This is a genomic window from Nocardia sp. NBC_00881 (assembly GCF_045207455.1).
Lineage (GTDB): Bacteria > Actinomycetota > Actinomycetes > Mycobacteriales > Mycobacteriaceae > Nocardia.
In genome coordinates this window covers 1,219,404-1,244,997 of the sequence record NZ_CP108798.1, presented here as the reverse complement: position 1 = coordinate 1,244,997, position 25,594 = coordinate 1,219,404, and the positions used below count along the sequence as shown (strand labels likewise).

The window sequence follows — 25,594 nt, the reverse complement described above, 5'->3', positions numbered from 1 at the left end:
TCCGGCCTGTGCGCGAGTAGTTCAGACCGTCGATTGCGCCGACCGCGGGCACGGGCGGGCGGTGGCCCGATGACGGACCTCGACGGCAAGCGGGTGGTGATCACCGGCGCGGCGCGCGGCATCGGTCTGGCCACCGCGCGCGGCGCGATCGCGCGGGGCGCCCGGGTGGCACTGCTCGATCGAGATGAACTCGAGCTGAAGCAAGTGGTGACGGAACTCGGTTCCGCAGCTTCGGCTTTCGTCGCCGATGTCACTGATCCCGAGGGACTGTCGGCGGCTGTCGCGGCGGCCGCGGCCGAGCTCGGTGGCATCGACGTGGTTGTCGCCAATGCCGGAGTGGCGCCGAAGATGGCAACCGTCGCAGGCACCAGCCTCGCCGAGTTCGACCGGGTGATCGGCGTAAATCTGCGCGGGGCGTGGAACACGGTGCAGGCCGGTTTGCCGCACCTGGGCGCAAGCCGCGGCCGACTGGTCGTGGTCGCCTCGGTGTACTCGTTCGTTAACGGCGTGCTCGGCGCACCATACGCGGTCAGCAAGGCCGGTGTCGAGGCGCTCGCGCGCACGCTGCGTGTCGAACTGTCGGTGGCCGGGATCGGCATCACCACAGCGTATTTCGGCTTCGTCGATACCGACCTGGTGAACGGCACCAAGGTAGGTGACCCGCTGTTCGAGAAGACGGAAAAACTGTTCCCGCGCATGCTCACCAAGCGCATCAGCCCCGACCGGGCTGCCAAGGAAATCTTGAGGGCGGTAGAACGCAACCGCACCCGAGTGGTGGCCCCCGCCCTGTGGCGCCCCCTGGACTGGCTGCGTGGCATTGTCGGTCCGCTCGGCGACATTGTCCTCGCCCGCGCCGGAAAACTACGGGACATTCTGGTCCAGGTGCGCGCCCGCGAAATCTCGTCCCCAGACAAGCCCTGAGCGCTATCGGTCCGGTGTCGGTGCGGCTGCCACGCCTGCGCTCGGCCCAGTCGACGTCGTGGTTCGAGGTTGGTTCACTTGGCGGGCAACTTCGCCCCAATACTTCTTCCCCGATCCCGCTCGCAGTTTGGTCGAGAGGAAGGTGGTTCACGAGGTAATCGCGTGGAATAGCCAGTCATATGTCAGCGCTCTGATGACGATGGAGCAACGCATGGACTACGAGAGCGAACGTACGCCGCGGCTCACGGCGTTCCCGCGCATCGACGACTACGGTTTCATCTCCGACTGCGAGGTCAGCGCCCTTATCGCCCCCAATGGGGCGATCGAGTGGATGTGTCTACCCCGTATGGACTCCCCCAGTGTTTTCTCGGCCATACTCGATCGTTCCGCCGGGTCGTTTCGGTTCGCTCCCGACGGCTTCGTGGTGCCCACTGATCGCCGCTACATCCCGGGCACGATGGTCATGGAGACGAGCTGGCGCAGCGGCGAAGGGTGGGCGACGGTGCGCGATGTGCTGCTGGTCGGGCCCTGGCGGCACCAAAAACCAGGCCGTAGCGCACATCGTCGAACTCCCACCGACTACGACGCCGAGCACATTCTGCTGCGGACGGTGCACTGTGAGACCGGGCAGATCCAGTTCGGGCTCGACTGCCAGCCGGCCTTCGATTACGGCAGGCATCGCGCTCATTGGGAATACCTCGACAGCTACCACCTCGCGCAGGCCAGCGCTGACGGGATCGATCTGCGGCTGACGTTGAGCACCGACATGCGCTTGGGCCTGGAGGGTACGCACGCGGTTGCCCGCACCCTGCTGAAGACGGGCGACACACGCTTCTGCGCGCTCTCCTGGGGCAGTCGCGACGCCCCCCGTGCCGTTGACGAGGCCGAGGAACGGCTGCTGCGGACGATCCACCATTGGCGGCACTGGCTGGCGGGCGGCCGATTTCCGGACCATCCGTGGACGGCCCAGCTCACCCGCAGTGCGTTGACCCTCAAGGGTCTGACTTTCGCCCCTACCGGTGCCATCGCTGCCGCCGCCACCACGTCATTGCCCGAAACACCAGGTGGGCAACGCAATTGGGACTATCGATACTCGTGGATCCGCGATTCCGCCTTCGCGCTGTGGGGTCTGTACACATTGGGCTTCAGCTGGGAGGCGAACGACTTCTTCTCGTACATTCTAGACTTGGCCGAAGAAACTGCGGACATGCAGATCGTGTACGGCATCGGCGGCGAAACCGACCTCACCGAGCAGACCCTCACCCATCTGCGTGGCTACGACAATGCCGGCCCCGTGCGCATCGGCAACAACGCATACCGGCAACGCCAGCACGATGTGTGGGGCGCGGCGCTGGACTCGGTCTATCTGTACGCCCGACACCAAGATCAAATCGACGCGCGGGCGTGGCCGCTGTTGGGCCGGGCGGTCAAAAGCGCCCTCACCTGCTGGCGCGAGCCCGACCATGGTATTTGGGAAGTTCGCGGGAAGCCCCAACACTTCACCTCCAGCAAAGTCATGTGTTGGGTCGCCGCCGATCGCGGCGCCCGGCTGGCCCGAATCCACCAGGATTTCGAACGCGCGCATCGCTGGCAACAGGCCGCCGAGGAAATCCACGCCGACATATGTACGCATGCGGTCGACTCCCGACAGGTGTTCACCCAGTACTACGGCAGCACGGCGCTGGACGCTTCGACGCTGCTCATCCCACTGGTTCGTTTCCTGCCCCCCGACGACGATCGGGTACGCAACACCGTGATGGCCATCGCCGACGAACTGACCGAAGACGGCCTCGTCCTGCGATACCGCGTCGATGAAACCGACGACGGATTAGCCGGGGAAGAAGGCACTTTCACGATCTGCTCGTTCTGGCTGGTCTCGGCGCTGTCGGAGATCGGCGAAAAGAAGCGAGCCAAACAGCTGTGCGAGAAATTGCTTGCCTACGCCAGCCCCTTGGGCCTCTACGCCGAGGAAATCGACCCTCGAACCGGCCGGCACTGGGGCAACTACCCCCAGGCGTTCACCCACCTTGCCCTGATCAACGCCGTTATGCACGTCATCCGAGACGAACAAGCCACACTGCGGCAGGAACTCGGCGGGGAATCGATCGCCCCACGACTGGACGACGCACCATTCACACTGGGATACATCCACCGCTGACCTCGACCTCGACGATTACAGGGCGTTTCTTCGGCAATTTGCGTTGACAGAGGCAGACGCTGCGGCATTCGCAGACCGAGGAGGAAACCCCTTGATTGTCTGTGGCTGGGTCAACAACGGCTCAGCGGACTTCTCCCTGCACGTCATCGACCAGGTAACGGACGCTGGCGTAATCGCCGGATGCGGTTTTCGTTTACTCCCTTGTTGGCGGCAAGGACCGGCAACAGATACCGGATTGCGGGTGTCGATCTGGGCGGGGTAAGCGACCAGGTTTCGCGGCTCGTCCACCAGCGTCAACAACTCACACACCCGTAATCGCTGCCGGACAGTTCCGCCACCAGCCGTCACCGCAACGGATGGTCGGCCAGTTGCACGAACGCCGGGACGGCTTGACGCGGTGGCTCCACGACCAGAGGATTGCGCCAGATACATTAAGCGGATTTGATCGAACCGGCCGGACTCGGGTGGGCGATAGGAGCAGGGTGTCCAGGAGATCGCCGACGAATGTGCCAGACGAGCTGCGGCGGAGTCTGGGGGTGAGCGATGCGGTCGTGATCGGGCTCGGCTCCATGATCGGAGCGGGAATCTTCGCGGCCCTGGCTCCGGCGGCGCGCGCGGCGGGGTCGGGGCTGTTGTTCGGACTTGCGGTAGCGGCGGTGGTGGCGTACTGCAACGCGACTTCGTCAGCGCGGTTGGCCGCACGCTACCCGACCTCGGGAGGGGCGTATGTGTACGGCCGCGAACGGCTCGGCGAATTCTGGGGGTACCTCGCGGGGTGGGGTTTCGTAGTCGGTAAGACCGCATCGTGCGCGGCCATGGCGTTGACCGTCGGCACGTACGCCTGGCCCGAGTATGCGCACGCCGTCGCCGTAGCGGCAGTCGTCGCGTTGACGGCGGTCAACTATCGCGGCGTGCGGAAATCCGCGGTGCTGACGCGGCTGATCGTGGGAATCGTGCTGGCGGTGCTCGGCGTTGTGGTGGCGGCGGCACTCGCCTCCCCCATCACCGATTCCGCACGGCTGGCGTTCGGTTCCGACGTCACCGTCGGCGGGGTCCTGCAGGCGGCAGGTCTACTGTTCTTCGCCTTCGCCGGATACGCGCGGATCGCCACCCTCGGTGAGGAAGTTCGTGATCCCGCGCACACGATCCCGCGCGCGATCCCGCTGGCACTCGGCATCACCCTGCTCGTGTACGCGGGCGTCGCCGCAGCGGCGCTCACAGTCCTGGGACCAGGGCTATCCGAGGCAGCCGCACCGCTGTCACGTCTTGTACAGGAGGCAGGTGCGGGCTGGCTCGAGCCGGTGGTGCGGGCCGGAGCCGTGATCGCCGCGCTGGGTTCGCTGCTAGCGCTGATCCTCGGTGTGTCGCGTACGACCTTGGCCATGGCCCGTGACCATCACCTGCCCCACATGTTGGCGGCAGTGCATCCACGTTTCGCGGTGCCGTACCGCGCCGAGATCGCCGTCGGTGGGATCGTGGCCGTCGCCGCGGCAATCACCGACGTCCGTGCCGCGATCGGATTCTCGTCCTTCGGTGTGCTGCTCTACTACGCCGTCGCCAACGCGGCCGCGTGGACGTTGACTCCGGCCGAGGGACGGCCTGCCCCGGTCATCCCGGTGCTTGGGCTGGCGGGATGCCTCGTTCTGGCGTTCACGCTGCCGGGGCGGTCGGTGCTGGCCGGGCTCGCGGTGATGGCCGTGGGCGCCGTGGTCTACGCCGCACGCCGCCGCTTCACTTCCGTTGCCACCACAGCACCGAAAGACTGGCAGTAGCGTGCCCACGATCGGAAGGGGTGTCGTATGTCCGACCACAACACTTGGCTGGCTCGGCTGACCGCGACGACGGCGCCGGCTGCGGTGATCTGGATCCGCCTCTACGTGGGAGCGGTGTTCTTCTTCGAGGGCATCCAGAAGTTCCTCTACCCCGGCACGCTGGGCACCGGGCGGTTCGACAAGGCCGGTATCCCCGCGTCTGGATTCTTCGCCCCCGTAGACGGGGTCTTCGAAATTGCCTGCGGCGCAGCGATCCTGGCCGGTTTGTGCACTCGGCTAGCAGCGATACCGATGATCGTGAACATGCTCGGCGCACTGCTGATCACGAAATTGCCCATCCTGTGGGGCGACGCGGCACTGTTCGCCGGCAAATCCGGATGGTGGGACCTCATCCACGAATCCCGCACAGACCTCGCCCAGCTGTGCGGCAGCGTATTCCTGCTCATCGTGGGCGCGGGCCCGTGGTCCTTGGACGCTCGCCTCGACCGCAGTCTCGCACCGAGTACGGTGCGTGCGCGTTCGCGATAGAGCACCACCCCCTCTATTCAGCCGCCGACGAGTGATCGCGAGAGTTTGCAGGGAACAGCTTGCCGAAAGGATCGTGCCAGTCGTAGATCGAGCTGCCGAGCCGAAAAGCACGTCTCGCTGCCGTAGATCGGTCAGGAACAACGGTCCGGTGCGGTGACCGGCGAGCATGCTGGGCAGCAGGTCACTACCACTCCTTCGGATCAGGTTCGACGGTGAGGGACCCGGTCGCGGGCGTCGTAGTCCCGTCGGGCCTGATCGACCTTGTCCAAATTGACCGACCATTCGGCGAGTGTTGCGAAAAGTGGTGCCAGGCTGCGCCCCAGTGCGCTGATCTCGTACTCCACCCGGGGTGGGACCTCGGGGTGATAGCTGCGCACGACAAGTCCGTCGCGTTCCAGTTGCCGGAGCCGCTGCGTCAGGACCTTGGGCGTGATTGTTGTGATACGGCGTTCCAACTCGCTGAACCGTTGCCGACCGAACTCGTTGAGCGTCCACAGGATCGGCGTGGTCCAGCGGCTGAAGACGAGATCGACCACCGGTGCGATTGGGCAAGCCAGTTCCGGAGGGACCTGCGATGTGGTCTCGGTCACCTGAAACCCGCTTTCCTCTAGGTACCTACTAGCTCATAGATAGTAGCGTCGCCGAGTGCGTTGAACAATCGCCGAACAGGAGACAGAGATGATGGTGGTGACGGGAGCGACCGGAAATGTCGGGCAGCCGCTCATGCAGGCACTCGTTCGGGCTGGTGAGCCGGTGATCGCCGTGTCCCGGAGCGAGACCGGGGTACCGGCGGGAGTCCGGCATCACCAGGCCGACTTGGCCGAGCCGCAGAGCCTCGAGCCAGCCTTCCAGGGAGCTGCGGTGTTATTTCTGCTGACCTCCCCAGACTTCATGGCGAACGGCGATATCAATGCCGGCCTCGACGTCGTGCGGGCGGCCGATGTCCCGCGCGTGGTTCTGTTGTCGTCCCATGGCGTGGGCACGGGACGTCACCCCTCGGTGCTCGAAGATGCTGTTAAGCAGTCAGGTCCGGAATGGACGATGCTGCGGCCGGGCAACTTCGACTCCAACTCGCTTCAATGGGCCGATACGGTCCGGACACAGCGGGTGGTCGCGGCGCCGTTCGGTAATGTCGCAGTCCCGGCCATCGACCCGGCCGACATCGCCGAGGTAGCCGCCATCGCGCTGCGCGAGCCACGACACCAGGGCAACATCTATACGCTGACCGGGCCGGAACCGATCTCACCCCGGCAGCAGGCCGCGGCGATCGGTGCCGCACTGGGCGAGTCGGTGAGGTTCGTCGAGCAGAGCCGGGCGGAAGCGCGGACCCAGATGCTGAGGTACATGCCCGAGCCGGTCGTGGAAGCCACCCTTGACGCGCTCGGCACACCGTCCGCCGCCGAGCAGGCCGTCAGCCCTGATATCGAACGGCTCCTCGGACGCCCACCCCGCACCTTCGCCGAATGGGTGGCACGCACCATTACAGCGTTCAAGTGACCCGCCAGAAGCCGCTGTCGGCCTCGGTCGAGGCCTTCTTGGCCGAACCGCTGTCTGCCACACTGACGACCATTCGGCCGGACGGCTCGCTGCACGCTGTGCCGGTTCGCTTCACCTGGGAGAGTGACGTGGGGCTGGCCAGGATCATGACGGTGGACTCCTCGCGCAAGGTCCGCAACCTGTCGGCGAACCCGGGCAGCCGCGTCGCCCTGTGCCAGGTGGACGGTTTTCGCTGGATCACGCTCGAGGGCACGGCGACTGTGTCCAACGATTCACGCGAGGTGGCCGACGGCGTGTCCCGGTACACCAGGCGCTATCAGTCGCCGCCGCCCAACCCGCCCGGGCGGGTCGTCGTCACGATCGCGGTCGACCGCGTCATGACCCTAAACACCTGACCTTGATGGTCGAACCAAATCTGAACACGGAGAAAGCACATGCCTGTCACACACGTCCTTGACTCGACGATCTTCTACCAGGAGATCGGCACCGGTGTGCCGCTGATCTTCCTGCACGGCAACCCCACCTCCTCGTACCTGTGGCGGCACATCCTGCCGGCCGTCGGCGACCCCGGCCGCAGACTCGCGCCCGACCTGATCGGGATGGGGAACTCGGGCAAGCCGGATATCGCCTACACCTTCGATGATCACTCTCGATACCTCGACGCTTGGTTTGACGCCGTCGGCCTGGACGACGTCATCCTGATCGGACATGACTGGGGCGGCGCACTCGCCTTCGACTGGGCAGCCCGCCATCCCGGCCGGGTGCGCGGCATCGCGTTCACCGAGACGATCGTGAAACCCATGTCTTGGCAGGAATTCCCCGCGGCCGGGCGTGAACTGTTCGAATCCATCAAGACCCCGGGAACCGGCGAGGCGATGATGCTCGACCAGAACATGTTCATCGAAATACTGCCCGGCAGCGTCGCCATTCCCCTCGCCGTGGAAGATCTGGACACCTACCGCAAGCCATACCCGACGCGCGAGAGTCGCATACCACTGCTGCAATGGGCGCGTGCGATGCCACTAGGCGGGGAACCAGCCGACGTCGTGGCCAGAATCGAACGGTACGACGACTGGCTGACGACCAGTGTCGAGATCCCCAAGCTGCTGCTCACCTTTCAACCCGGCCCCGGATCAATGATGGGACCAGAACTCAACGCATGGTGTGCCGCCAACATCACCGGTATAGAAATCGCCGAACACGATCTCATCGCTGGCCACCACACCCCGGAAGACCGACCCGAAACGATCGCCACCGCCATCACCTCCTGGCTGGACAAGCACAACCTACGAGCAGATGGCGAAAGACAGCCGCAGCTATCCATATCCAAGCAATAAAGTCGCTGACCGACACTCCGGATCCCGGCACCCGATGCCTGACATACAACCCGCCTGAATAAAAGCAGCACGGCGACTTCAGGTTTCGCCAGCAGGACGCGATCGGTGCCGCGACCAACGCCAACAACGGATCCGGCAAGAAAATTTACGTGATGCTGGGGTCGCCGTAGTATCCGCCGAAAATCGGGCGGATATGCCGTATCTCCTGATGAGGGCCCTATAGGGAGCCCGTTCCGGCCCGTTCAATCTCTCCTTTGCGGTCTGTACCGGCCAGGGAGAATGGGCGTATCCGTTGCTTTTTCGGCGATTACTACCGGAACACCGATACGAGGTGTCGACGCACCGCTGACCGTAAGCGGTGTAGGCCGCAGTTCTGCTCGATGGTGTCGACGTCGTCGTCCTGGATGTTTCCGGTGCTGCGCCGCCGAGCCGGATGCGTGCCGTGCTCGCCCGGCTGCGCAGTCACGACGGAGCGCTCTTCAGTCACCGGACCCGTGCGGGCGGCGCGGCCGGATGCGGAAATTCGGTCCGAGCTCGCCAGCACGGCGGCCTGGGGCGTGGGCGTGGCCGGTTGTGGTCGATGACCTTCGACCTGCGGGTCACCGGCCGCACGGCACGGTTCAGCGCCGATGTACCTCGACCGCGGCGCGGACGCCGCTTTCCAGGGCGCCTTCGATCCAAGCTGTATTGAGGCTGGTGTGATCGCCGGCGAAATGTACTCGGCCTTCGACCGCTCGGGAGGCAGCGTGGTGGTCGTGCAACTGGCCGGTTGTCGGGATGGCAGCTTCGCCGAGTGCGTAGCGGGCGCGCACCCAGCTCTGTGTGATACCGACGCCGGTGAATTCGGCGTCGACGCGCGGGCCGAACAGATCGCGCATTCCGGCCAGGGCGAAGTGAATGCGTTCGCCCTCGGTGAGTGAGTCCCAGCGCATCGCTTCGTCGGCAAAGGTGTAGGCGGCCAGCACTACACCCCCGTCGGAGCCCTCGGTGTGGGAAGGGAAATAGATGGAACGGTTCGGGGAATCGCTGACGCAACGCCCACCGCGGAATCCGGTCGGTCCTTGTTCCCAGAAACGACTACGGAACTCCAGCAGTACTTTTGTCGCCGCGTCGTGGTGCAGTTCGAGGATAGCCCGTCGCTTGTCGTAGGACAGCAGCGGGTCGAACGTGCAGAACCGGGCCGAGGTGAATGGGATGGCCACGATCGCATATTCGGCATCGAACGACTCGACCGGACCGGTGGGACGGCCGTCGGAGCCTTCGTCTCCGGACTCTCCGGTGGTCCAGATCCGCACCCCCTTGTCGGTCTGTTCGAGCCGGGTCATCCGCTTACCCATCAGGATGCCCGGCCCGAGCCTCCGGGCCATGGCATCGGTGAGCGTCGTCATACCGCCCGACAACTCCCAGTAGGTGGCGTCGGGCGGGATCAAGTTGTGGTCGACGAGCGGGAAGACGACGCTGTGTCGCACTCGGGCAGTCAGATTCTCGAGGGTGCCGACGGCCTCGATACGTTCCTTCGGCCAGCCATTCTCCATAAGATAGCTTCGCAGGGAATGGTTTTCGTAGGTGGATAGCAACTCGGTCCAGGCCTCGACTTGCCGCTCGATCGGCCAGTCGGCCCGCACTGAGGCCTGGCGCAACGCGGCGTCGACGGCCGCGCTGGCGGACGTTGTCAGCTCGCAGCCGAAGCCGGCGTGGACCGCACCCGGGTTCGCGGCGTATTCGCCACGGGTGACAGTCATTCCATTGACCTTGATCAGACCGCGCCCGGCCGTGGGCGGCGGCACGTATTGCAGCTTCGGCCCGTTGGACCACTCCTCGCCTGTCAAGGAGCGGTAGAACACCGGAGGAGTGGGCGGTGTGCGAGTCTCGGGGAGCACGTCGGAGCTGTAGAACGGCCTGCGCTGCACACCCAGCTTGTCGGCAAGCGCCAGCACCATCGGGTGCACGCTGGACAGCCGCATGGCCCCGCCCTCGGCGTAGAGTGCAGGATCAGAGAAGACATTGCGGAACGTCTTCACCCGCCCACCCGTGCGATTTCTGTTGGCTTCCAACACTGTTACCTGATGTCCGGCAGCGGCCAGCAAGTTCGCGGCGCACAGCCCGGCCGGACCGGCTCCGACGACAATGATCTTCTTGCGCGTATCCGTGGCGGGCAGACCGGTATCGATGAGGATCTTCAAGTAGGCCAATGTGAGGTCGTCGCCGTTCTCGTCGACTCCCAACAGTTGTCGGGCAAGCATCTCGCTGCGGCTACGGCTGCGATCGACTGCGGCGTCTTCGGTGCTGGACGGCGCACACGCGGTCGTTGCGATCGCGCTGGAAGCGACGGCGCCCGCGGCCAGCACGGTGCGCAGCAGACGGCGTCGAGAAACCCCGCTGTCCGACATTTCTATTCCTCCTTGAACTGGGCAGTTCCAACCGCCACGCCGAGCGATAGTTGCTCGGAACACGTGCCAACGTTTCGTTGAAATCTCGGACATCAGCCAGGGCGTATGCCCGGAAATCGCGGTCGTCCGACACCACCGTTTCCCTGGCCGACGGCGCCACCGAACGCGGAAGTTTCCACTCGGTCTGCGCGTCGGCCCTCGCGTGCGCGTCCGAGGCCTACCCTTCCCGAAGGTCGGGCAAGCTCAGCCCTGCGCCGACCTCGAGGTCGGTGATCGCAGGACCGACGCGTGCGCTGTGGGCGTCCCGCCACTGGGCGATGTAGCCCACGACGTAACCGTCGACGACACTGACTCGCGGCTGCAGGACGGTCCCGGTCGCCCGCATCCGGCGTATCCATTCGACCTCCCACAGGCTCACCGCGGCCCTGGCGCGCAGCGTGCGCCGCAGCATCCGATGGTTCGAGCCGCCACTGTCTTCCAACCGCTCGATCGCGGCCAGCATCTGCTGCTCGAAACTCGCCCCCGGTCGAGGCAGTCCCGACCTCGCCGACCGATAATGGCAAAAGTCGCAACCGGTCAACGCGCCACGATCCGATCAGTCGACGAACCAACGATCACCGTCGGCCTAGGGGAGTGACTCCTTGCAGAATCGAGCATCCGCTCAGCCGCCAACACATCCGGTACGGGAGAAGTCCCCACGATCGCCACTGCGCCGGCAACCTCAACTGCCACGCAAACGCCTGCCATGAAAAGAATCACCTCGGTGACCGCAGCGCCAGCACTGACTCGACAGATGCCGGTTTCTCGGTCTCACCAACCGCCGCGTCAGCTGAGGACCCACTCCCAGACCATGGATGGCCACACCGAGTTCTGGTCATGCAACCAACCTCTCCGACGTCCATGGTGTTCGGTCAAATCAACGATGACCGAACAGGCAGGTTAGACATTAGATAGATGAGGCAGAAATAGCTTGAATCAAATGCACCTGACCACCCGCCGACGTCACCGGCCGGTCGCCACTGCGCCACGGACGCAACCGATCCGAACACACATGTCCACCCTCCAAGGGGGCAGGGCCGTGCGACTTCTGCATCTTCCTATGCCTTGCTCAGGACCGGCCGCCGCGACGACGGGCACGGCGCCGACGAGACGAGACGAGACCGGGTCGACCTCTCCGAGTATCACGGCGCAAGCGCCGGATTCCGTTCGGCTGCACCACTACCCCCTAGACCGTGCGGCACAAAGTCCCACACTCCTTCAGCGCCGCGGCCAGGGCATCCTGGCGACCCGAGGCTGATAGCTTGCCTACCAGCAGGGACGCGGTGGCGTGCCCGACCTTCAGCGACCCGGCCAGTCGGAGTAGGTCGTCGTAGTGCTCGGCGATCAAATCCGGATTGCAACGCCGCGTGAACAACGGACCCCCGTGCGGGAACCGAGCCTCCGCTTCGGCGCGCGGGCCGTCCGGCACAAGGTTCCGGCGCCGAACAGATAGTAGCCCACCGGATCACCGTTCCGACTGTCGCGCTGGTCGAAACGGTCCGGGTCGAACCGCTCGGGAGCGTCCCAATTCGAGTGCCATCCTGTCAAGTGCTGGTCGGAGTGCCGGGCTCGGCGCGCGGAGCACCGTTCGGCTCAGGCAGAAATCCGGATGCGATGAAGGAACCGATGTAGGTGTCGAGCACGGCCTCCTCGATTGCTGGGCAGCGGATGCCGTTCTCGGCCAGTGCCTTTCGCGTGTTGGTGTCGTCCAGCACGATGTCGGCGGTGCCTCCGGCGTAATTGCCGCTGAGCAGGACCGCGCGAACCAAGGAATCGTCACCAGCCGCGTTGCGCGTTCTCGCTTCGTCGGCGAGCCGGAGCTGGACCGTGTCGAGAGTTTCGGACACGACGGGTAGTCCACGCCTGCGCAGGCATTCGAAAATATCGTGGAGCGCGACCGGCTTTTCGTTCACCAAGTGATACACGAGGTCGGTCACGGGCTCGGTCGAGATCGCCACGATGGCGCCGGCCACGTAGGACACCGGAACCAGCGCGATCGTCGCGTCCCCGACATCCGGGGCCATGCCGAGTATCGCGGCGGCCCGGATCATGTTCCAGAACGAGTCGTCGACATTGTTCACACCGAGCTGGAAGTCGCCGGAAACCAAGCCGGGCCGGTAGACACGGGCGGGCACGCCGCGCTCAGCCGCCTGGAGGACCAGTTGTTCGGCAGCCCATTTGCTGGCGACGTATCCATGGGCGGGCAGTTCCTCGACGTCGATGCGGGTCGTCTCGCTGATGATGCTCCCCGAAACAACCGCCGCGGGCACCGCGGTGTCGGCGGTGGAGACGAAGTGGACAGGCTTGAGCCGTTGCGTAGTCGCCAGACGCAGCACTTCGCGAGTGCCCTGAACGTTTGGGGCCCGCAGCAGTGAATACGGTTCGACGTGGCTGACCCGGGCGCCGTTGTGGTAGATCGCGTCGATGCGGGTGGCAAGTCGTGTGAAGTCGGCGTCGGCCAGGCCGAACGACGGCTCGGCGAGATCACCCGGCACCGGCACTACTCGCGCCTCGAAATTGTCGTCCCACAGTCGGTAGGCCTGCAGTGCGCTTCGGATGCGGTCGCGGCCCTGCCGGACGCTGTCCGCGCGGACCAGACACCACACTTGGGCATCGGTACGGTCTACCAATTCCCGCAGCAGGTAGGCGCCGACAAAGCCGGTCGCTCCGGTCAGCAGCACATCACGCGCGGGCCCGGCGTGCATGGGCGCGAGGTCCGCGACGCTGATCTCCAGCCCGAGTACGGCGTCGGCGGCGATCATAGCGGGGCTGTGGACCGGAACGTCCTGGCCCGCGACGCGCGCCGCGAGGCCCCGCACGGTGGGGGCGGCAAACAGCGCCGATATCGGCAGCTCGCGGTCGAGTCGCGCGGCCAGTGCCTGGTGCAGGGTGAAGGCGAGCAGTGACGTGCCGCCGAGCTCGAAGAAACTGTCCTCGACGCCGACCCTGGGGACTCCCAGGACGTCCGTGAACACCTCGGCGATCAGGTGCTCGACGGGCGTCGAGGGCGCGAGCAAGTCGCGAGGTCGGAACACCGGCTGAGGCAACGCCGAACGATCCAGTTTCCCGCTGGAGTTGACCGGGAACGTGTCGAGTACCAGCACCGTCGACGGAACCATGTACGACGGCAGCACCCGCGTCAACGACTCACGCAGTCCCGCTGCCTCAACGTGTGCGCCGCCCGCGGGCACCACATAGCCGACCAGCTGATCCCCGGTCGCCCCGGCGACCACCGTCGCCACCGCCTGACCGACGGTGGGATCGGCCAGCAGTGCGGTCTCGATCTCGCCGAGTTCGATGCGTTGGCCGCGCACCTTCACCTGGAAATCAACCCGCCCGAGGTAATCGAGCGCCCCGGCACGGGTCCACCGCACCAGATCGCCGGTGCGGTACATCCTGGCCCCAGGTGCGCCCAGCGGGTTTGCGACGAACCGGTCCGCAGTGAGATCCGGCCGCCGGTGATAGCCGTCGGCGAGTTGGGCGCCTGCCAGGTACAGCTCACCGGTGACGCCGGCGGGCACCGGCCGCAACCGGCTGTCGAGCACGAAGACCTGCGAATTCCATTCGGGTGTGCCGATCAGCACTGCGTCGTCGGTCGCGCTGACCTGCTGGTGGGTGATGCTCACCGCCGCTTCGGTCGGGCCGTAGAGGTTGTGCACCTCGGCGGCGGCGACCGCGTGGAACGCACGGACCGTCTCCAGTGGCAACGCCTCACCGATGACCAAAACCGCACGCAATGACGCCACTGCGCGCGCCGGTGCGTGCGCGGCGAACACGGCGAGCAACGACGGGACGAAGTCGGTGATGCTGACCTGGTGCTCGCGGATCAGACGGGACAAATACCCCGGATCACGGTGACCGTCCGGTTCGGCCAAGATCAGCCGCGCGCCGGTCTGCAAGGGCAGGAAATATCCCCACAGCGACACGTCGAACGTCGCAGCGGTCTTCTGCAGGTACACGTCGGCGGCATCGACACGGTACTCGGCCCGCATCCAGGCGAGCTGGTTGCCGAGGGCGGCGTGGCTGACTGCGACCCCCTTCGGCAAGCCGGTCGACCCGGAGGTGTAGATCACGTAGGCGGCGTGTTCGGGTCGCAGGGGGCGCACCCGCTCGTCATCGGCGATCGGCGCGGCCGACACCGTCGACAGATCCAGGGTGTCGACTGTGGTGGCAGGCGCCAGGGTGAACTCGTCCGGCGTCGACGTCAGCACACAGAGTGGGGCCGCCGAGTCGAGCACATGACGGAGGCGTTCATCGGGTTGGTCCGGGTCGAGCGGCACATATGTCCCACCCGCTTTGACGATCGCGTACATGGCGGTGACTTGATCGAGGGATCGGCGCATGGCCGAGACGACCAGTACGTTCGGGCCGACCCCCTGTCCGATCAGCCACCGTGCCAAACGATTTGCCCGCGCATCGAGCTGCGCATAGGTCAGGCATTCCTGGCCGAACACCACAGCGGGGGCATCCGGATCGAGCACCACCCGTTCCTCGAACGCCGACATCACGCTTGCGCCCGCGACAACAGGCTGGTCGGTGTCGTTCCATTCGACGAGCACCTGGCTGCGTTCGCTCTCGTCGAGCAACTCGATATCGCCGACTGCCACGCCAGGATCTGCCACGACGGCGGACAAGATCCGCACCAGCCGATTCGCGAACTCCTGTGCGGTTGACGTGTCGAACAGATCTGTCGCGTAGGTGAGCACACCCCCGATCCCCATGGGGGTCCCGTCGTCGGCGTAACCATCCGCGACTGTCAGATCCAGGTCGAACTGAGAGGACGCGATGTCGACCGGCAGACCGGTGACTGTCAATCCGGGTAGTTCGAGTTCGGTGCGCGCCATGTTCTGAAATGCCAGTCCCACCTGGAACAGTGGGTGCCGGGCCGTGGACCGGGGTGGATCGAGAACCTCGACCAGCCGCTCGAAGGGTATGTCCGCGTTGGCGTATGCCTGAAGGTCGGTGTCCCGCTGCCGCACCAGCAGAGCGGTGAACGGCTCGTTCTCGTCGATTCGGGAGCGCATCACCAGAGTGTTGACGAACATTCCGATCAGATCGTCCAACGTCCGGTCCGCACGACCGGCGACCGGCACCCCGATAACAATGTCGTCGGTGCGTGACATCCGTGCCAGCAGCACGGCAAACGCGGAGTGCAGCACCATGAACAGGGTGGCACCGTGCTCCCGGGCAAGGCTGATCAGTGCCTGGTGGGTGTCGGCGTCGATCTGCCAGTGGACGGTGTCGGCGGCCATCGACTGTACCGCCGGGCGTGGCCGGTCGGATGGGAGGTCCAGCTGGCCGGGCAGATCGGCGAGTGCGGCACGCCAGTACGATATCTGCTGGGTCGCCGGCGAATCCCCATCGTTCTCCGAGCCGACCGCGGCGCGCTGCCAGAGCGCGTAATCGGCGTACTGTACCGGCAGCGCAGACCAGTCGGGCGCTGCGCCAGTTGCTGCTCGTGCGGCATACGCGCGCATCACGTCTCGGGTCAGCGGCCGGACCGAGGAACCGTCGGCGGCGATGTGATGCACCACCAGCGCCAGCACATGGTCGCGCGGGCCGAGTTCGAACAAGCCGACCCGCACCGGGACCGCCGATGTCACGTCGAAGGGCCTGATTGCCAGCGCGTACAGGCGGTCGGCGAGCTCGTCCACCGGCACCGTCGTTACGGCGGTGTCGGGCATGGCATGTTCGGTCGGCACAATATCCTGCACCGGACCGTCCTCCGTTGCCGGATAGACGGTGCGCAATACTTCGTGTCGTGAGATGACATCGACGACAGCCGATCGCAATGCCGACACATCGAGCTGTCCGGACAACCGGACCGCGATAGGAATGTGGTAGGCCGCGGAGCACGGATCGAAGCGATTGAGAAACCACATCCGTTGCTGGGCAAGGGATAGCGGAATCCGCTCCGGTCGAGGCCGCGCCGTTAGGGCTGGTCGTCCACCGGCGCCTGCGAGCCGGGCGACGCGCGCGGCCAGCTCCGCGACGGTCGGCGCCTCGAACAGCGTTCTTACCGGCACGCGGGTGTCCAGGAGGACGCCTAGCCGCGCGGCGACCTGGGTCGCGACCAGCGAATTGCCGCCGATCGCGAAGAAGTCGTCGTCCAGCCCGACCCGGTGCACGCCGAGCACCTCGGCAAAGGAGTGCGCCACCATCTCCTCGATCGGAGAGGATGGTGCCCGAAACGCACAGGCCTGGAATACCGGTTCCGGCAGTGCTTTCCGGTCTACCTTTCCATTCGTGTTCATCGGAATCTCGTCGAGAAACACGAATGCCGAAGGCACCATGTACGACGGCAGCACTGCCGCGACCGCCGTGCGCAGCGCTTCGATGTCCAGCTCGCGGCCGGTGGGGACGACATAGCTGACGAGTCGATCTCCGATCAGCGGATCGTTGTGTGGGACCACTATCGCCCTCGACACCGATGGGTGCGTGGTGAGTGCTGCCTCGATCTCACCCGGTTCGATGCGGAAGCCGCGCAACTTGACCTGGAAGTCGTTACGGCCCAGGTATTCCAGCTCGCCACTTGCACACTGGATCACCAGGTCGCCGGTGCGGTACATCCGGCTTCCGACGGGGCCCAGCGGGTTGGCGACGAACCGATCGGCGGTCAGATCCGGGCGATGGTGGTAGCCGCGCGCCAGTTGGGCACCTGCCAGATACAACTCACCCGGCACGCCGTGTGGTACCGGATGCAATCTCGAATCGAGCACCAGGGCCTGGGTGTTCCATACCGGCGCACCGATCGGCACCGATCCAGGCCGACTGTCGCTTACCGCGTACGCGGTCGCCGACACCGCGGCTTCGGTCGGACCGTAGAGATTGAACAACCGAGCGGAGTTGTTCTGGCGGAACCGGGTCGCGGTCGCCCGCGGCAGCGCTTCTCCGATGGCGAGTACCCGCCGCAGCGGGTCGGGTAGTGTGCCGCTGCTTGCGTCCAGGAGAGCGTCCAGCATCGCAGGCACCACGTGCAGAGTGGTGACGCCCTCGGTGCGGATCAGGTCGTTGAGGTATGCCGGCTCGCGGTGGCCGTCGGCCGATGCGAGCACCAGCGCACCTCCTGATACCGGCCCGCACCAGTACTCCCACACCGACAGGTCGAACGTCGCTGTCGTCTTCACCAACACCCGGTCATCGGAAGCCAGGCCGAATTCCACGGTCTTCCACAACAGTTGGTTGACAATCGCACCGTGTGAGAGCGCGACGGCCTTCGGCCGACCCGTCGAGCCGGACGTGAAGAGGACGTAGGCGGTATTGTCCGGCCGAAGTGGTGCGAGCCGGTCGTCATCGGTGACGCGCGCCGTCGAGTGCGCCGACAAGTCGACGGCAGCCATGGCTGCCGCGGTCAGCTCGACGATCGGCCGAGCGGCATCGCGGACGCGCTGGAGTCGTTCCAGTGGTTGGTCTGGGTCGAGCGGCAGATACGCGCCACCTGCCTTGGTTACGGCATACATCGCCACAACCAGGTCGACGGAGCGGGGGATGGCCAACGCGACCACCGATTCGGGGCCGACGCCCAGCGCGATCAGATGGCGGGCCAGGCGATTCACCCGGGCATCGAGCTGAGCGTAAGACAACCGCACTGCGCCGCAGACGATCGCGAGTGCATCCGGGGCTGCCGCCACCTGCGTATCGAACAGCCCGACAAGTGTTTCCTCAGGTGTGCGGCGATCCGTGCCCGCGGAGAGGGCAAGCAGCCGAACCTGCTCGGCGTTGTCGATGATCGAAATATCGCCGACCGGAATCGCGGGATCATCGAGCACCGACTGCAGGATACGAGCATAGCGGTCGATAAACTGCTGTACTGTTCCCGCATCGAATAGGTCTGTCGTATAGCCGAATGCGATCCCGATGGGTCCAGGGGTGTTATTTGCCGCGCGTTGGTCCAGTACCTCGATATGCAAGTCGGTCTTCGCCAGCCGCGTGTCGATCTCCAGCGCGCGCAGGCCGAGGCCAGGCAGCTCGAGGTCGGCGGTAGAGAAGTTCTGGAAAGCGAAACCGACCTGGAACAATGGATTATGGGCGACCGACCGGACCGGGTTGAGTGCTTCCACCACGCGTTCGAATGGGACGTCGGAATGTGCGAGTGCACGCAGGTCGGTCTCGCGGGTGCGGGTCAACAACTCGGTGAAGCTCACATCGAGGTCGACGTGGGTGCGCAGGACCAAGGTGTTGACGAACATTCCGATCAGGTCGTCGAGGGCGGCTTCGCCACGACCTGCCACAGGGGTGCCGATGGCGATGTCGGAGGTTCCGGACAGACGCGACAGCAGCACCGCCAAGGCGGCGCGCATCACCATGAACAGTGTCACGCCATTGTCCGAGGCGAGCTCGAGCAAGGCGCGGTGCACTGTCGGAGCGAGGGTGAGCCGGACCGTGGCGCCGCGGAATGATTGTGCGGGCGGGCGCGGCCGGTCGCTGGGCAGCACCAACTGGTCGGGCAACCCCGCCAACTCGGTCGTCCAGTAACCGATCTGCCGCGCCACCAACGATTCCTGGTCGCCGTCGGAGCCCAGCAGTTCACGCTGCCACAGCGCGTAGTCGCCGTACTGCACCGTAAGCGGGCGCCACGGCGGCGCCGTCCCGTTGCTCCGCGCGGTGAATGCGGTGGCGAGATCCCGGATGAGCGGAACCGTAGACGAACCGTCGGCGCAGATGTGGTGGACGACGAACACCAAGACGTAGTCGTGCGGAGTACGGAACAACCGCACATCCACCGGCACCTCGGCGGCGACATCGAATCCGCGCAGCGCGACCGCACGCACCAGGTCGTCGACCTCGTCGTCGGCCGCGGTCACGGGGGTGAGATCCGCCACCGCCGGGCTCGTCACCAGCACCACCTGATGTGGTCCGTCCCCGTCGACCGGGTACATGGTCCGCAAGCTCTCGTGTCGCTGCACGACATCGGTGAGCGCAGACCGCAAGACGGTCACGTCCAGATCCCCGGACAACCGCACCGCGAAGGAGATGTTGTCCACGGCGGAATCGGTGTCGAACTGGTTGAGTAACCAGTATCGCTGCTGCGCATGTGACAACGGGATACGAGACGGCCGGGGCCGCTTGGTCAATGCTGGTCGCACGTCTGCTCTGGCATCGACCGAACGCCGGGCCAACCCCGCCACAGTCGGTGCTTCGAACAGCTCACGCACGCCGAGGCCGGTTCCCAGTGCCGCGTTGATCCGCGCCAACACCCGCATGCCGACGAGCGAATTGCCGCCCAGGTCGAAGAAGTTGTCGTCCAGACCGACGCGTTCGGCGCCGAGCAGTTCCGCGAAGGCCGCGCTGATCACCAACTCGGCAGGGGTGGACGCCGCCTGGTAGACCGGTGCCGACAACTGGACGTCGACGGCGGGCAGCGCCCGACGATCGAGTTTGCCGCTCACGGTGAGCGGAAGGCTGGGCATCGGAATGATGTGCTGCGGAACCATGTATGCCGGCAGCGACCGCGCAGCATGATCGGCCAGCTCGGACGGATCGATGGCGGCGCCCGTGGCGGGAACCACGTAGCACGCCAGGAAGTCACCCACATGCTGGCCGTCCCGCACGACGACGACGGCGTGGTCTACCGATGGATGCGCAGCGAGGGTGGCTTCGATTTCGCCGAGTTCGATGCGCAGCCCGCGTAACTTGACCTGAAAATCCGTGCGGCCGAGGAACTCCAGGTTCCCATCCGGCAATCTCCGGACCAGATCGCCGGTTCGGTACATCCGGGTGCCTATCGCGCCGAACGGGTCGGCGACGAATCGGCTCGCGGAGGCCGGGCTGTCACCGAGGTACGCTCGTGCCAGCTGTAGGCCGGACAGGTAGAGTTCCCCGGGCACGCCTGGTGGAACGAGGTGCAGTCGTGAATCCAGCACATAGGCACCGGTGTTGGGGACCGGCGTACCGATCGGGACCGAACCGAGGTGGCGTGGCCGGCATCGAAACACCGTGGACGTCACGGTGGCTTCGGTTGGACCGTAGGTGTTGTCGACGATGATGTCGTGCCGGAGGGGCTCGAGCATAGTCGGCGAAAGTCGCTCTCCCCCGATCGACAGATACCGCAGGCTCGGCGGAAGTTCGGCGCGATCGGCGAGCAGCAGCGCCAGCATCGATGGCACGAACTCGAGGATGCTCACTCTGTGCGTCCGTGCCTGTGCGATCAGATAGCCGGGATCGAGATGGCCGTCATGCCGCGCGACGACGAGTCGCGCGCCGATCTGCAATGGCAGGAACAGCTCCCACACCGAGGCATCGAACGTGAACGGTGTCTTGTGCAGGATCGCGTCGGTGGGCCCCAGCTCGTAATGCGCCCGCATCCAAGCCATTTGGTTGACCACCGATCGGTGGCTGATGACAACACCTTTCGGACGGCCGGTTGATCCGGAAGTGTAGATGACATATGCGGCGTTGTCCGGGCGCAACGACGCCGACCGGTCGCCGTCGGAGATCGGCGCCGCACTCATGTCCGTCAAGTCGAGCGCGTCCAACCGCACCACTGGACATTTCGGTGCACCGTCCAACTCCACATCGTGCACGGTGAGCACGAGGACGGGAGCGCTACTCGTCAACACATAGGCGATCCGCGCAGCGGGATGATCCGGATCGATCGGGACGTACGCACCGCCGGCTCGCAGGACCGCGTAGACCGCGACCAATTGCCGCATCGAACGCCGAACAGCGATGCCGACCCGGGATTCCGGACCGACTCCGGCAGCGATGAGATACCGCGCGAGCCGGTTCACCCGCGCATCGAACTCCCGGTAGGCCCACTGGTCGTCGTCGAACACCAGCGCCGTGGCGTCAGGCGTTCTGGTGACCTGGGCGTCGAACAGGTCCAGCAGCGTGCCGGACTGCACGGGTGCATCGATGGTGTGGGACGCACCGAGGAGTGCGCTCTCGGATTCGGACAGGATCGCGATATCACCGACCGGTGCGAACTCGTCGTCGCTTACCGATTCGAGGACCGCGATGAATCTGCGTACGAACGATTCGGCAGTGGTGTGGTCGAACAAGTCCTGCGCGTAGCCGATTTCGCCGAGCAGGATGGGCTCGCCGTCTTCGTCGGTCTTCTCGGTGAGCGTGACTGTCAGATCCACCTTGGCGACTTCGGTATCGAATGCCATCTGGGTGATACCGAGTCCAGGCAGCTCGATCCGAGGCTGCGCAAAGTTCTGCAGCATGAGCAGCACCTGGAACAACGGAGCATAGGATAACGAGTGTCCCGGCCGCAGCAGCTCGACGACCCGATCGATACTCAGGTCCACGTGATCGTAAGCGGCCAGGTCGGTGTCGCGGACTCGGGTGAGCAGCCGGGAGAAGGAGTCGTCCGGCCGCACCTCGGCGCGCAGCACCAGGGTGTTGCCGAACATCCCGACCAACTCGTCGAGTGCGCCGTCCCCGCGGCCGGCGACCTGTGTGCCAACTGTGATGTCGGTATCGCCGGACAGTCGAGCCAACAGGGCGGCCAATGCCGTGTGCACCACCATGAACAATGTCGCGCTGTGCTCTCTGGCCAGCCGCCGCAGCCCGTCGGTGACGTTCGCGTCGACCGAGAACTCCACCATGCCTCCGCGCCCCGAGGGTGTCGTCGGTCGCGGTCGATCCCAAGGGAGAGCAAGCAACTCGGGTGATCCGGTGAGCTGACGCACCCAGTATGCGGCCTGCCGCGCAGACAACGATTGCTCGTCGGCCTCGTTGCCGAGCAGTTCGCGCTGCCACAGCGTGTAGTCCGCGTACTGGACCGGTAATGGCCGCCATCCCGGCACACCGCCGGCCACACGCGCTTGATAGGCAACCGCGAAGTCTCGAGCCAACGGCGCCAGCGACGCACCGTCGCAGGCGATGTGATGCGCGACCAGAACCAGGACATGCTCGTGCGGCGCGAGCCGGAACAGACTGGCGCGCATCGGAGCATCCGACGTCAGATCGAAACCGACCGAAACTGCTGTCCGGATCCGTGCCGGGATGTCGGCGGCCGTAGTCGGCTGCGGCTCCACCGTCGGTGCCGTCTGCGGTGAAAGTAGTCGCTGGAACGGACCATCCGCGGAGTCGGGGTAGACCGTCCGCAGCGGCTCGTGTCGTTCGACCACGTCGCGCAGCGCCTTCTGCAGCGCGTCCGGATCGATGACGCCGGTCAACCGCAGGACGAAGGGAATGTTGTATGCCGCCGACGCGGTGTCGAACTGGTTGAGGACCCACATGCGTTGCTGGGCAAGCGACAAGGGAATCCGCGCCGGCCGCGGTCTCGGGACCAGCGGCGGCCTGCCGCCCTGGCCGGCCAAGGGCGAAATCCGACCTGAGAACCCTGCCACGGTCGATACCTCGTACAGCACCCGAGCCGAGAACTCGGCGTCGATCCGCGCCTTGATCCGCGCCACCGCCCGGGTGGCCAGCAGCGAGTTGCCGCCGAGTGCGAAGAAATCATCGTCCAGGCCGACTCGGTCTACTCCGAAGAGGTCAGCGAAAATCTCGGCGACCGTGACCTCGATCGGGCTTGCCGGAGCGCGAAATACCGCCGTGGCGACTACCGGCGCGGGTAACGCCTGGCGATCCAATTTGCCATGCATGGTCAGTGGAATCGCATCGATCACGACGAATGCCGTGGGCACCATGTGGGCGGGCAGCACCCGCGCCACCGCCTCGCGGACCACCGCAACATCCGGTCGGCCCACGAGATAGGCCACGATCCGCTGGTCGCCGGGGGTATCCTCACGGACGACAACGACGGCCTGGCGCACCGATTCCACGGCAAGCACGGCAGCTTCGATCTCACCGAGCTCGATTCGGAACCCTCGCACCTTTACCTGGCTGTCCGCGCGGCCCAGGTAAACGAGATCGCCGGCGGGACTCCACCTCGCCAGGTCACCGGATCGGTACAGGCGAGTGCCGTCGGCGGCGAACGGGTCGGCCACGAAACGCCCGGACGTCAATCCCGCACGGCCGAGATAGCCGCGCCCCAATTGCCCACCGGCAATGTAGATCTCGCCCTTGACACCCACGGGAACCGGACGTAACCGCTCATCCAACACCGAGATCCGCAAACCGGGGATGGCAGTGCCGATCGTGCTGCTGGTCGCCGCCGAGAGCCAGTAATGGGTCGCATGCACGGTCGTCTCGGTGGTGCCGTACATGTTCACCAATTTCGCGGTAGACGCACCGCGGGCGAACCAGTCGCCGAGTCTGCGGAACTCCAGTGCCTCCCCGCCGAACACGATGTAGCGCAAAGACAGCGGAGTGTGCTCGGTATCCGCCGATGCTGCGCGGTCCGCGTCCGCCAGTTGATAGAACGCCGAGGGCGTCTGATTGAGCACGGTCACCTGCTCGCCGCGCAGCAGCTCCAGGAACTGCTCGGGTGACCGTGATGTCAGGTAGTCGACGACGACGAGTGTGCCGCCGTACAGCAGCGGACCCCACATCTCCCAGACCGAGAAATCGAACGCATACGAATGGAACATCGTCCACACGTCACGGTGATCGAAGGCGAACAGCGACCGAGTGTTCGCAAACAAGCTCACCACATTGCGATGAGGGATCTGCATGCCTTTGGGACGACCGGTCGAACCGGACGTGTAGATCACATACGCAACATTTCCGGGCCGCAGCGGAGACCGACGGTCCCGGTCGGTGACCGGGGAATCGTCGATATCGGACAGATCGATCCAGTCCAGCTCGAGTACGGGAGCTTCGGCGGGCAGCGCCGTCCCGGCCGTTGTCACCACACAGACCGGCTCGGCGTCCGACAGCAGGTAGGCGATCCGGTCAGCTGGATAAGCCGGATCTACCGGCAGATACCCGCCGCCTGCCTGCACGGTCGCGAGCAATGCGACGACCAAGTCCAGCGATCGAGGCAACACTACCGCAACCAGCGTTTCCGGACCTGCGCCCAGCGCCACCAATTTGCGGGCCAATTTGTTGACGCGACTGGCCAGCTCGCGGTAGGTCAACGTCTCGGCACCGAACTTGACCGCGGTCGCGTCCGGGTAGGTCGCCACCACGCCATCGAACACCTCGACCAGCGTCTCTTCCCCGGGATGCGGCCCGTGGGAACAGTCGTTGTCGCCCGGCGCGTGTAGGAAGGTGGTGCGCGCGGATACCGCGGACAGGAAATCGCTCATCGGTTCCGACGGCGGGAGATGGAACATGGTCCGCCGTGCGCCGATCGTCGCCACCTCGGCTTGGGTCACCTGGATGACGACGTCGACTGTGTCGGTCGCGCTCCAGGTGTAGGCCACGTATGCCACGTCCTCGGCCCGGATCGGGCGCAGTCGGTCCTCGTATGACACCGACTCGGCGGACCGATGGACGAGCTCACGCCGGAACTGCGGATCATCGAGAACCAGCCACTCGATCGAACCGCGCACGTGCCGACCCGCGCCCGATTCGCGGTCGGGCAAGGTCGTGCCTGTCGTGATACCGATCGCTGGGGTCGCGTCGACCAGCAGATGAGCGACGCGCTCCGCGGGAGCGGTCGCGTCAACCGTGATGAAAGCCGCACCCGCTTTGGCCACTGCCCACATGGCCGACACCGACTGGATCGACGGCACAATCGCCACCACGACCAGGTCCCCGGGGCCGACATTGCGCTCTATCAGTACCCGCGCCAACCGCGACGACACCTCGTCCAACTCGCGATAACTGAGCGCAACCCCGTCGTGTGACACGGCGGTCCCGTCAGGATTGGCCTCGACCGCCGCAGCCAACAGCCGCGGCAGCGTGGTCACCGTCTGCTGCCGCGCCCGAACCGGCCGCGCCCGCACTGGTTTCTTCGCTTGGCCGACACTCACCGGACTATTGCCCATCACACTGTTCACCAATCCGCCAGCAAAGAGGTAGAGACTTCGAACCCGAAGGAGAAGCTACCGTCTCGCGGTCGGTGTCGGGTTTCCAGCGCTGGTAACCGCAAACGCGATCGAGCGCAGGTCACGGCGGCAGTCTGCTGAGTAGATACGTCGGGAGTGCACGCGA

12 protein-coding genes and 1 pseudogene are annotated in these 25,594 nt (G+C 65.5%); 7 read left to right on the top strand and 6 right to left on the bottom strand.

Annotated features, from left to right (window positions below):
* Nucleotides 1-69: 69 nt before the first annotated feature.
* From OH799_RS05050 to OH799_RS05035, 4 genes are all read left to right on the top strand, one after another.
* A complete protein-coding gene (locus OH799_RS05050) occupies nucleotides 70-921 on the top strand; it encodes an SDR family NAD(P)-dependent oxidoreductase (protein WP_406276256.1) in 852 nt (283 codons plus the stop codon).
* 211 nt (nucleotides 922-1,132) lie between these two features.
* Entirely contained in the window at nucleotides 1,133-3,079 is a 1,947-nt protein-coding gene (locus tag OH799_RS05045) for a glycoside hydrolase family 15 protein (protein WP_406276254.1), read from the top strand.
* A 482-nt stretch (nucleotides 3,080-3,561) separates the two neighbouring features.
* On the top strand, nucleotides 3,562-4,851 hold the full coding sequence (locus tag OH799_RS05040; protein ID WP_406276252.1) for an APC family permease: 1,290 nt from the start codon (nucleotides 3,562-3,564) through the stop codon (nucleotides 4,849-4,851).
* Between the two features lie 27 nt (nucleotides 4,852-4,878).
* Nucleotides 4,879-5,379 carry a DoxX family protein gene (locus OH799_RS05035; protein WP_406276250.1) on the top strand — a complete coding sequence of 167 codons (501 nt, stop codon included), beginning with the start codon at nucleotides 4,879-4,881 and terminating at the stop codon, nucleotides 5,377-5,379.
* Between the two features lie 200 nt (nucleotides 5,380-5,579).
* On the opposite strand, the gene OH799_RS05030 is transcribed toward OH799_RS05035, so the two are convergent.
* Nucleotides 5,580-5,969, bottom strand: coding sequence for a winged helix-turn-helix transcriptional regulator (locus OH799_RS05030; RefSeq protein ID WP_406276248.1), 390 nt, complete (start codon nucleotides 5,967-5,969; stop codon nucleotides 5,580-5,582).
* 88 nt (nucleotides 5,970-6,057) lie between these two features.
* On the opposite strand from OH799_RS05030, the gene OH799_RS05025 reads away from it, so the two are divergent.
* Genes OH799_RS05025 through OH799_RS05015 form a run of 3 tightly spaced genes read left to right on the top strand, consistent with a single transcriptional unit; the run spans nucleotide 6,058 to nucleotide 8,213 of the window.
* The gene (locus tag OH799_RS05025) at nucleotides 6,058-6,876 is read left to right on the top strand and encodes an NAD(P)H-binding protein (RefSeq protein WP_406276246.1); all 819 of its coding nucleotides are present in this window, start codon (nucleotides 6,058-6,060) and stop codon (nucleotides 6,874-6,876) included.
* Nucleotides 6,873-7,271 carry a pyridoxamine 5'-phosphate oxidase family protein gene (locus OH799_RS05020; RefSeq protein WP_406276244.1) on the top strand — a complete coding sequence of 133 codons (399 nt, stop codon included), beginning with the start codon at nucleotides 6,873-6,875 and terminating at the stop codon, nucleotides 7,269-7,271. The genes OH799_RS05025 and OH799_RS05020 overlap by 4 nt, the downstream gene beginning before the upstream one ends.
* Nucleotides 7,272-7,310: 39 nt before the next feature.
* Entirely contained in the window at nucleotides 7,311-8,213 is a 903-nt protein-coding gene (locus tag OH799_RS05015) for a haloalkane dehalogenase (RefSeq protein ID WP_406276242.1), read from the top strand.
* A 310-nt stretch (nucleotides 8,214-8,523) separates the two neighbouring features.
* Here OH799_RS05015 and OH799_RS05010 read toward each other — a convergent pair whose 3' ends face one another.
* The 5 genes and pseudogenes from OH799_RS05010 to OH799_RS04990 form a co-directional block, all read right to left on the bottom strand.
* Nucleotides 8,524-8,679, bottom strand: a complete 156-nt coding sequence (locus tag OH799_RS05010) for a hypothetical protein (RefSeq protein WP_406276240.1) — start codon at nucleotides 8,677-8,679, stop codon at nucleotides 8,524-8,526.
* A 154-nt stretch (nucleotides 8,680-8,833) separates the two neighbouring features.
* Nucleotides 8,834-10,603, bottom strand: a complete 1,770-nt coding sequence (locus OH799_RS05005; RefSeq protein WP_406276238.1) for a flavin monoamine oxidase family protein — start codon at nucleotides 10,601-10,603, stop codon at nucleotides 8,834-8,836.
* 217 nt (nucleotides 10,604-10,820) lie between these two features.
* The gene (locus OH799_RS05000; protein WP_406276236.1) at nucleotides 10,821-11,105 is read right to left on the bottom strand and encodes a hypothetical protein; all 285 of its coding nucleotides are present in this window, start codon (nucleotides 11,103-11,105) and stop codon (nucleotides 10,821-10,823) included.
* 726 nt (nucleotides 11,106-11,831) lie between these two features.
* Nucleotides 11,832-12,068, bottom strand: a pseudogene (locus tag OH799_RS04995) (Tn3 family transposase); the annotation flags it as partial.
* A gap of 118 nt (nucleotides 12,069-12,186) precedes the next feature.
* The gene (locus tag OH799_RS04990) at nucleotides 12,187-25,413 is read right to left on the bottom strand and encodes an amino acid adenylation domain-containing protein (RefSeq protein ID WP_406276234.1); all 13,227 of its coding nucleotides are present in this window, start codon (nucleotides 25,411-25,413) and stop codon (nucleotides 12,187-12,189) included.
* Nucleotides 25,414-25,594: the final 181 nt, after the last annotated feature.

Coding starts and splice junctions, on each gene's coding strand:
- OH799_RS05050 (WP_406276256.1), top strand. CDS start 70: ATGACGGACCTCGACGGCAAGCGGGTGGTGATCACCGGCGCGGCGCGC.
- OH799_RS05045 (WP_406276254.1), top strand. CDS start 1,133: ATGGACTACGAGAGCGAACGTACGCCGCGGCTCACGGCGTTCCCGCGC.
- OH799_RS05035 (WP_406276250.1), top strand. CDS start 4,879: ATGTCCGACCACAACACTTGGCTGGCTCGGCTGACCGCGACGACGGCG.
- OH799_RS05025 (WP_406276246.1), top strand. CDS start 6,058: ATGATGGTGGTGACGGGAGCGACCGGAAATGTCGGGCAGCCGCTCATG.
- OH799_RS05015 (WP_406276242.1), top strand. CDS start 7,311: ATGCCTGTCACACACGTCCTTGACTCGACGATCTTCTACCAGGAGATC.
- OH799_RS05005 (WP_406276238.1), bottom strand. CDS start 10,603: ATGTCGGACAGCGGGGTTTCTCGACGCCGTCTGCTGCGCACCGTGCTG.
- OH799_RS05000 (WP_406276236.1), bottom strand. CDS start 11,105: ATGCTGGCCGCGATCGAGCGGTTGGAAGACAGTGGCGGCTCGAACCAT.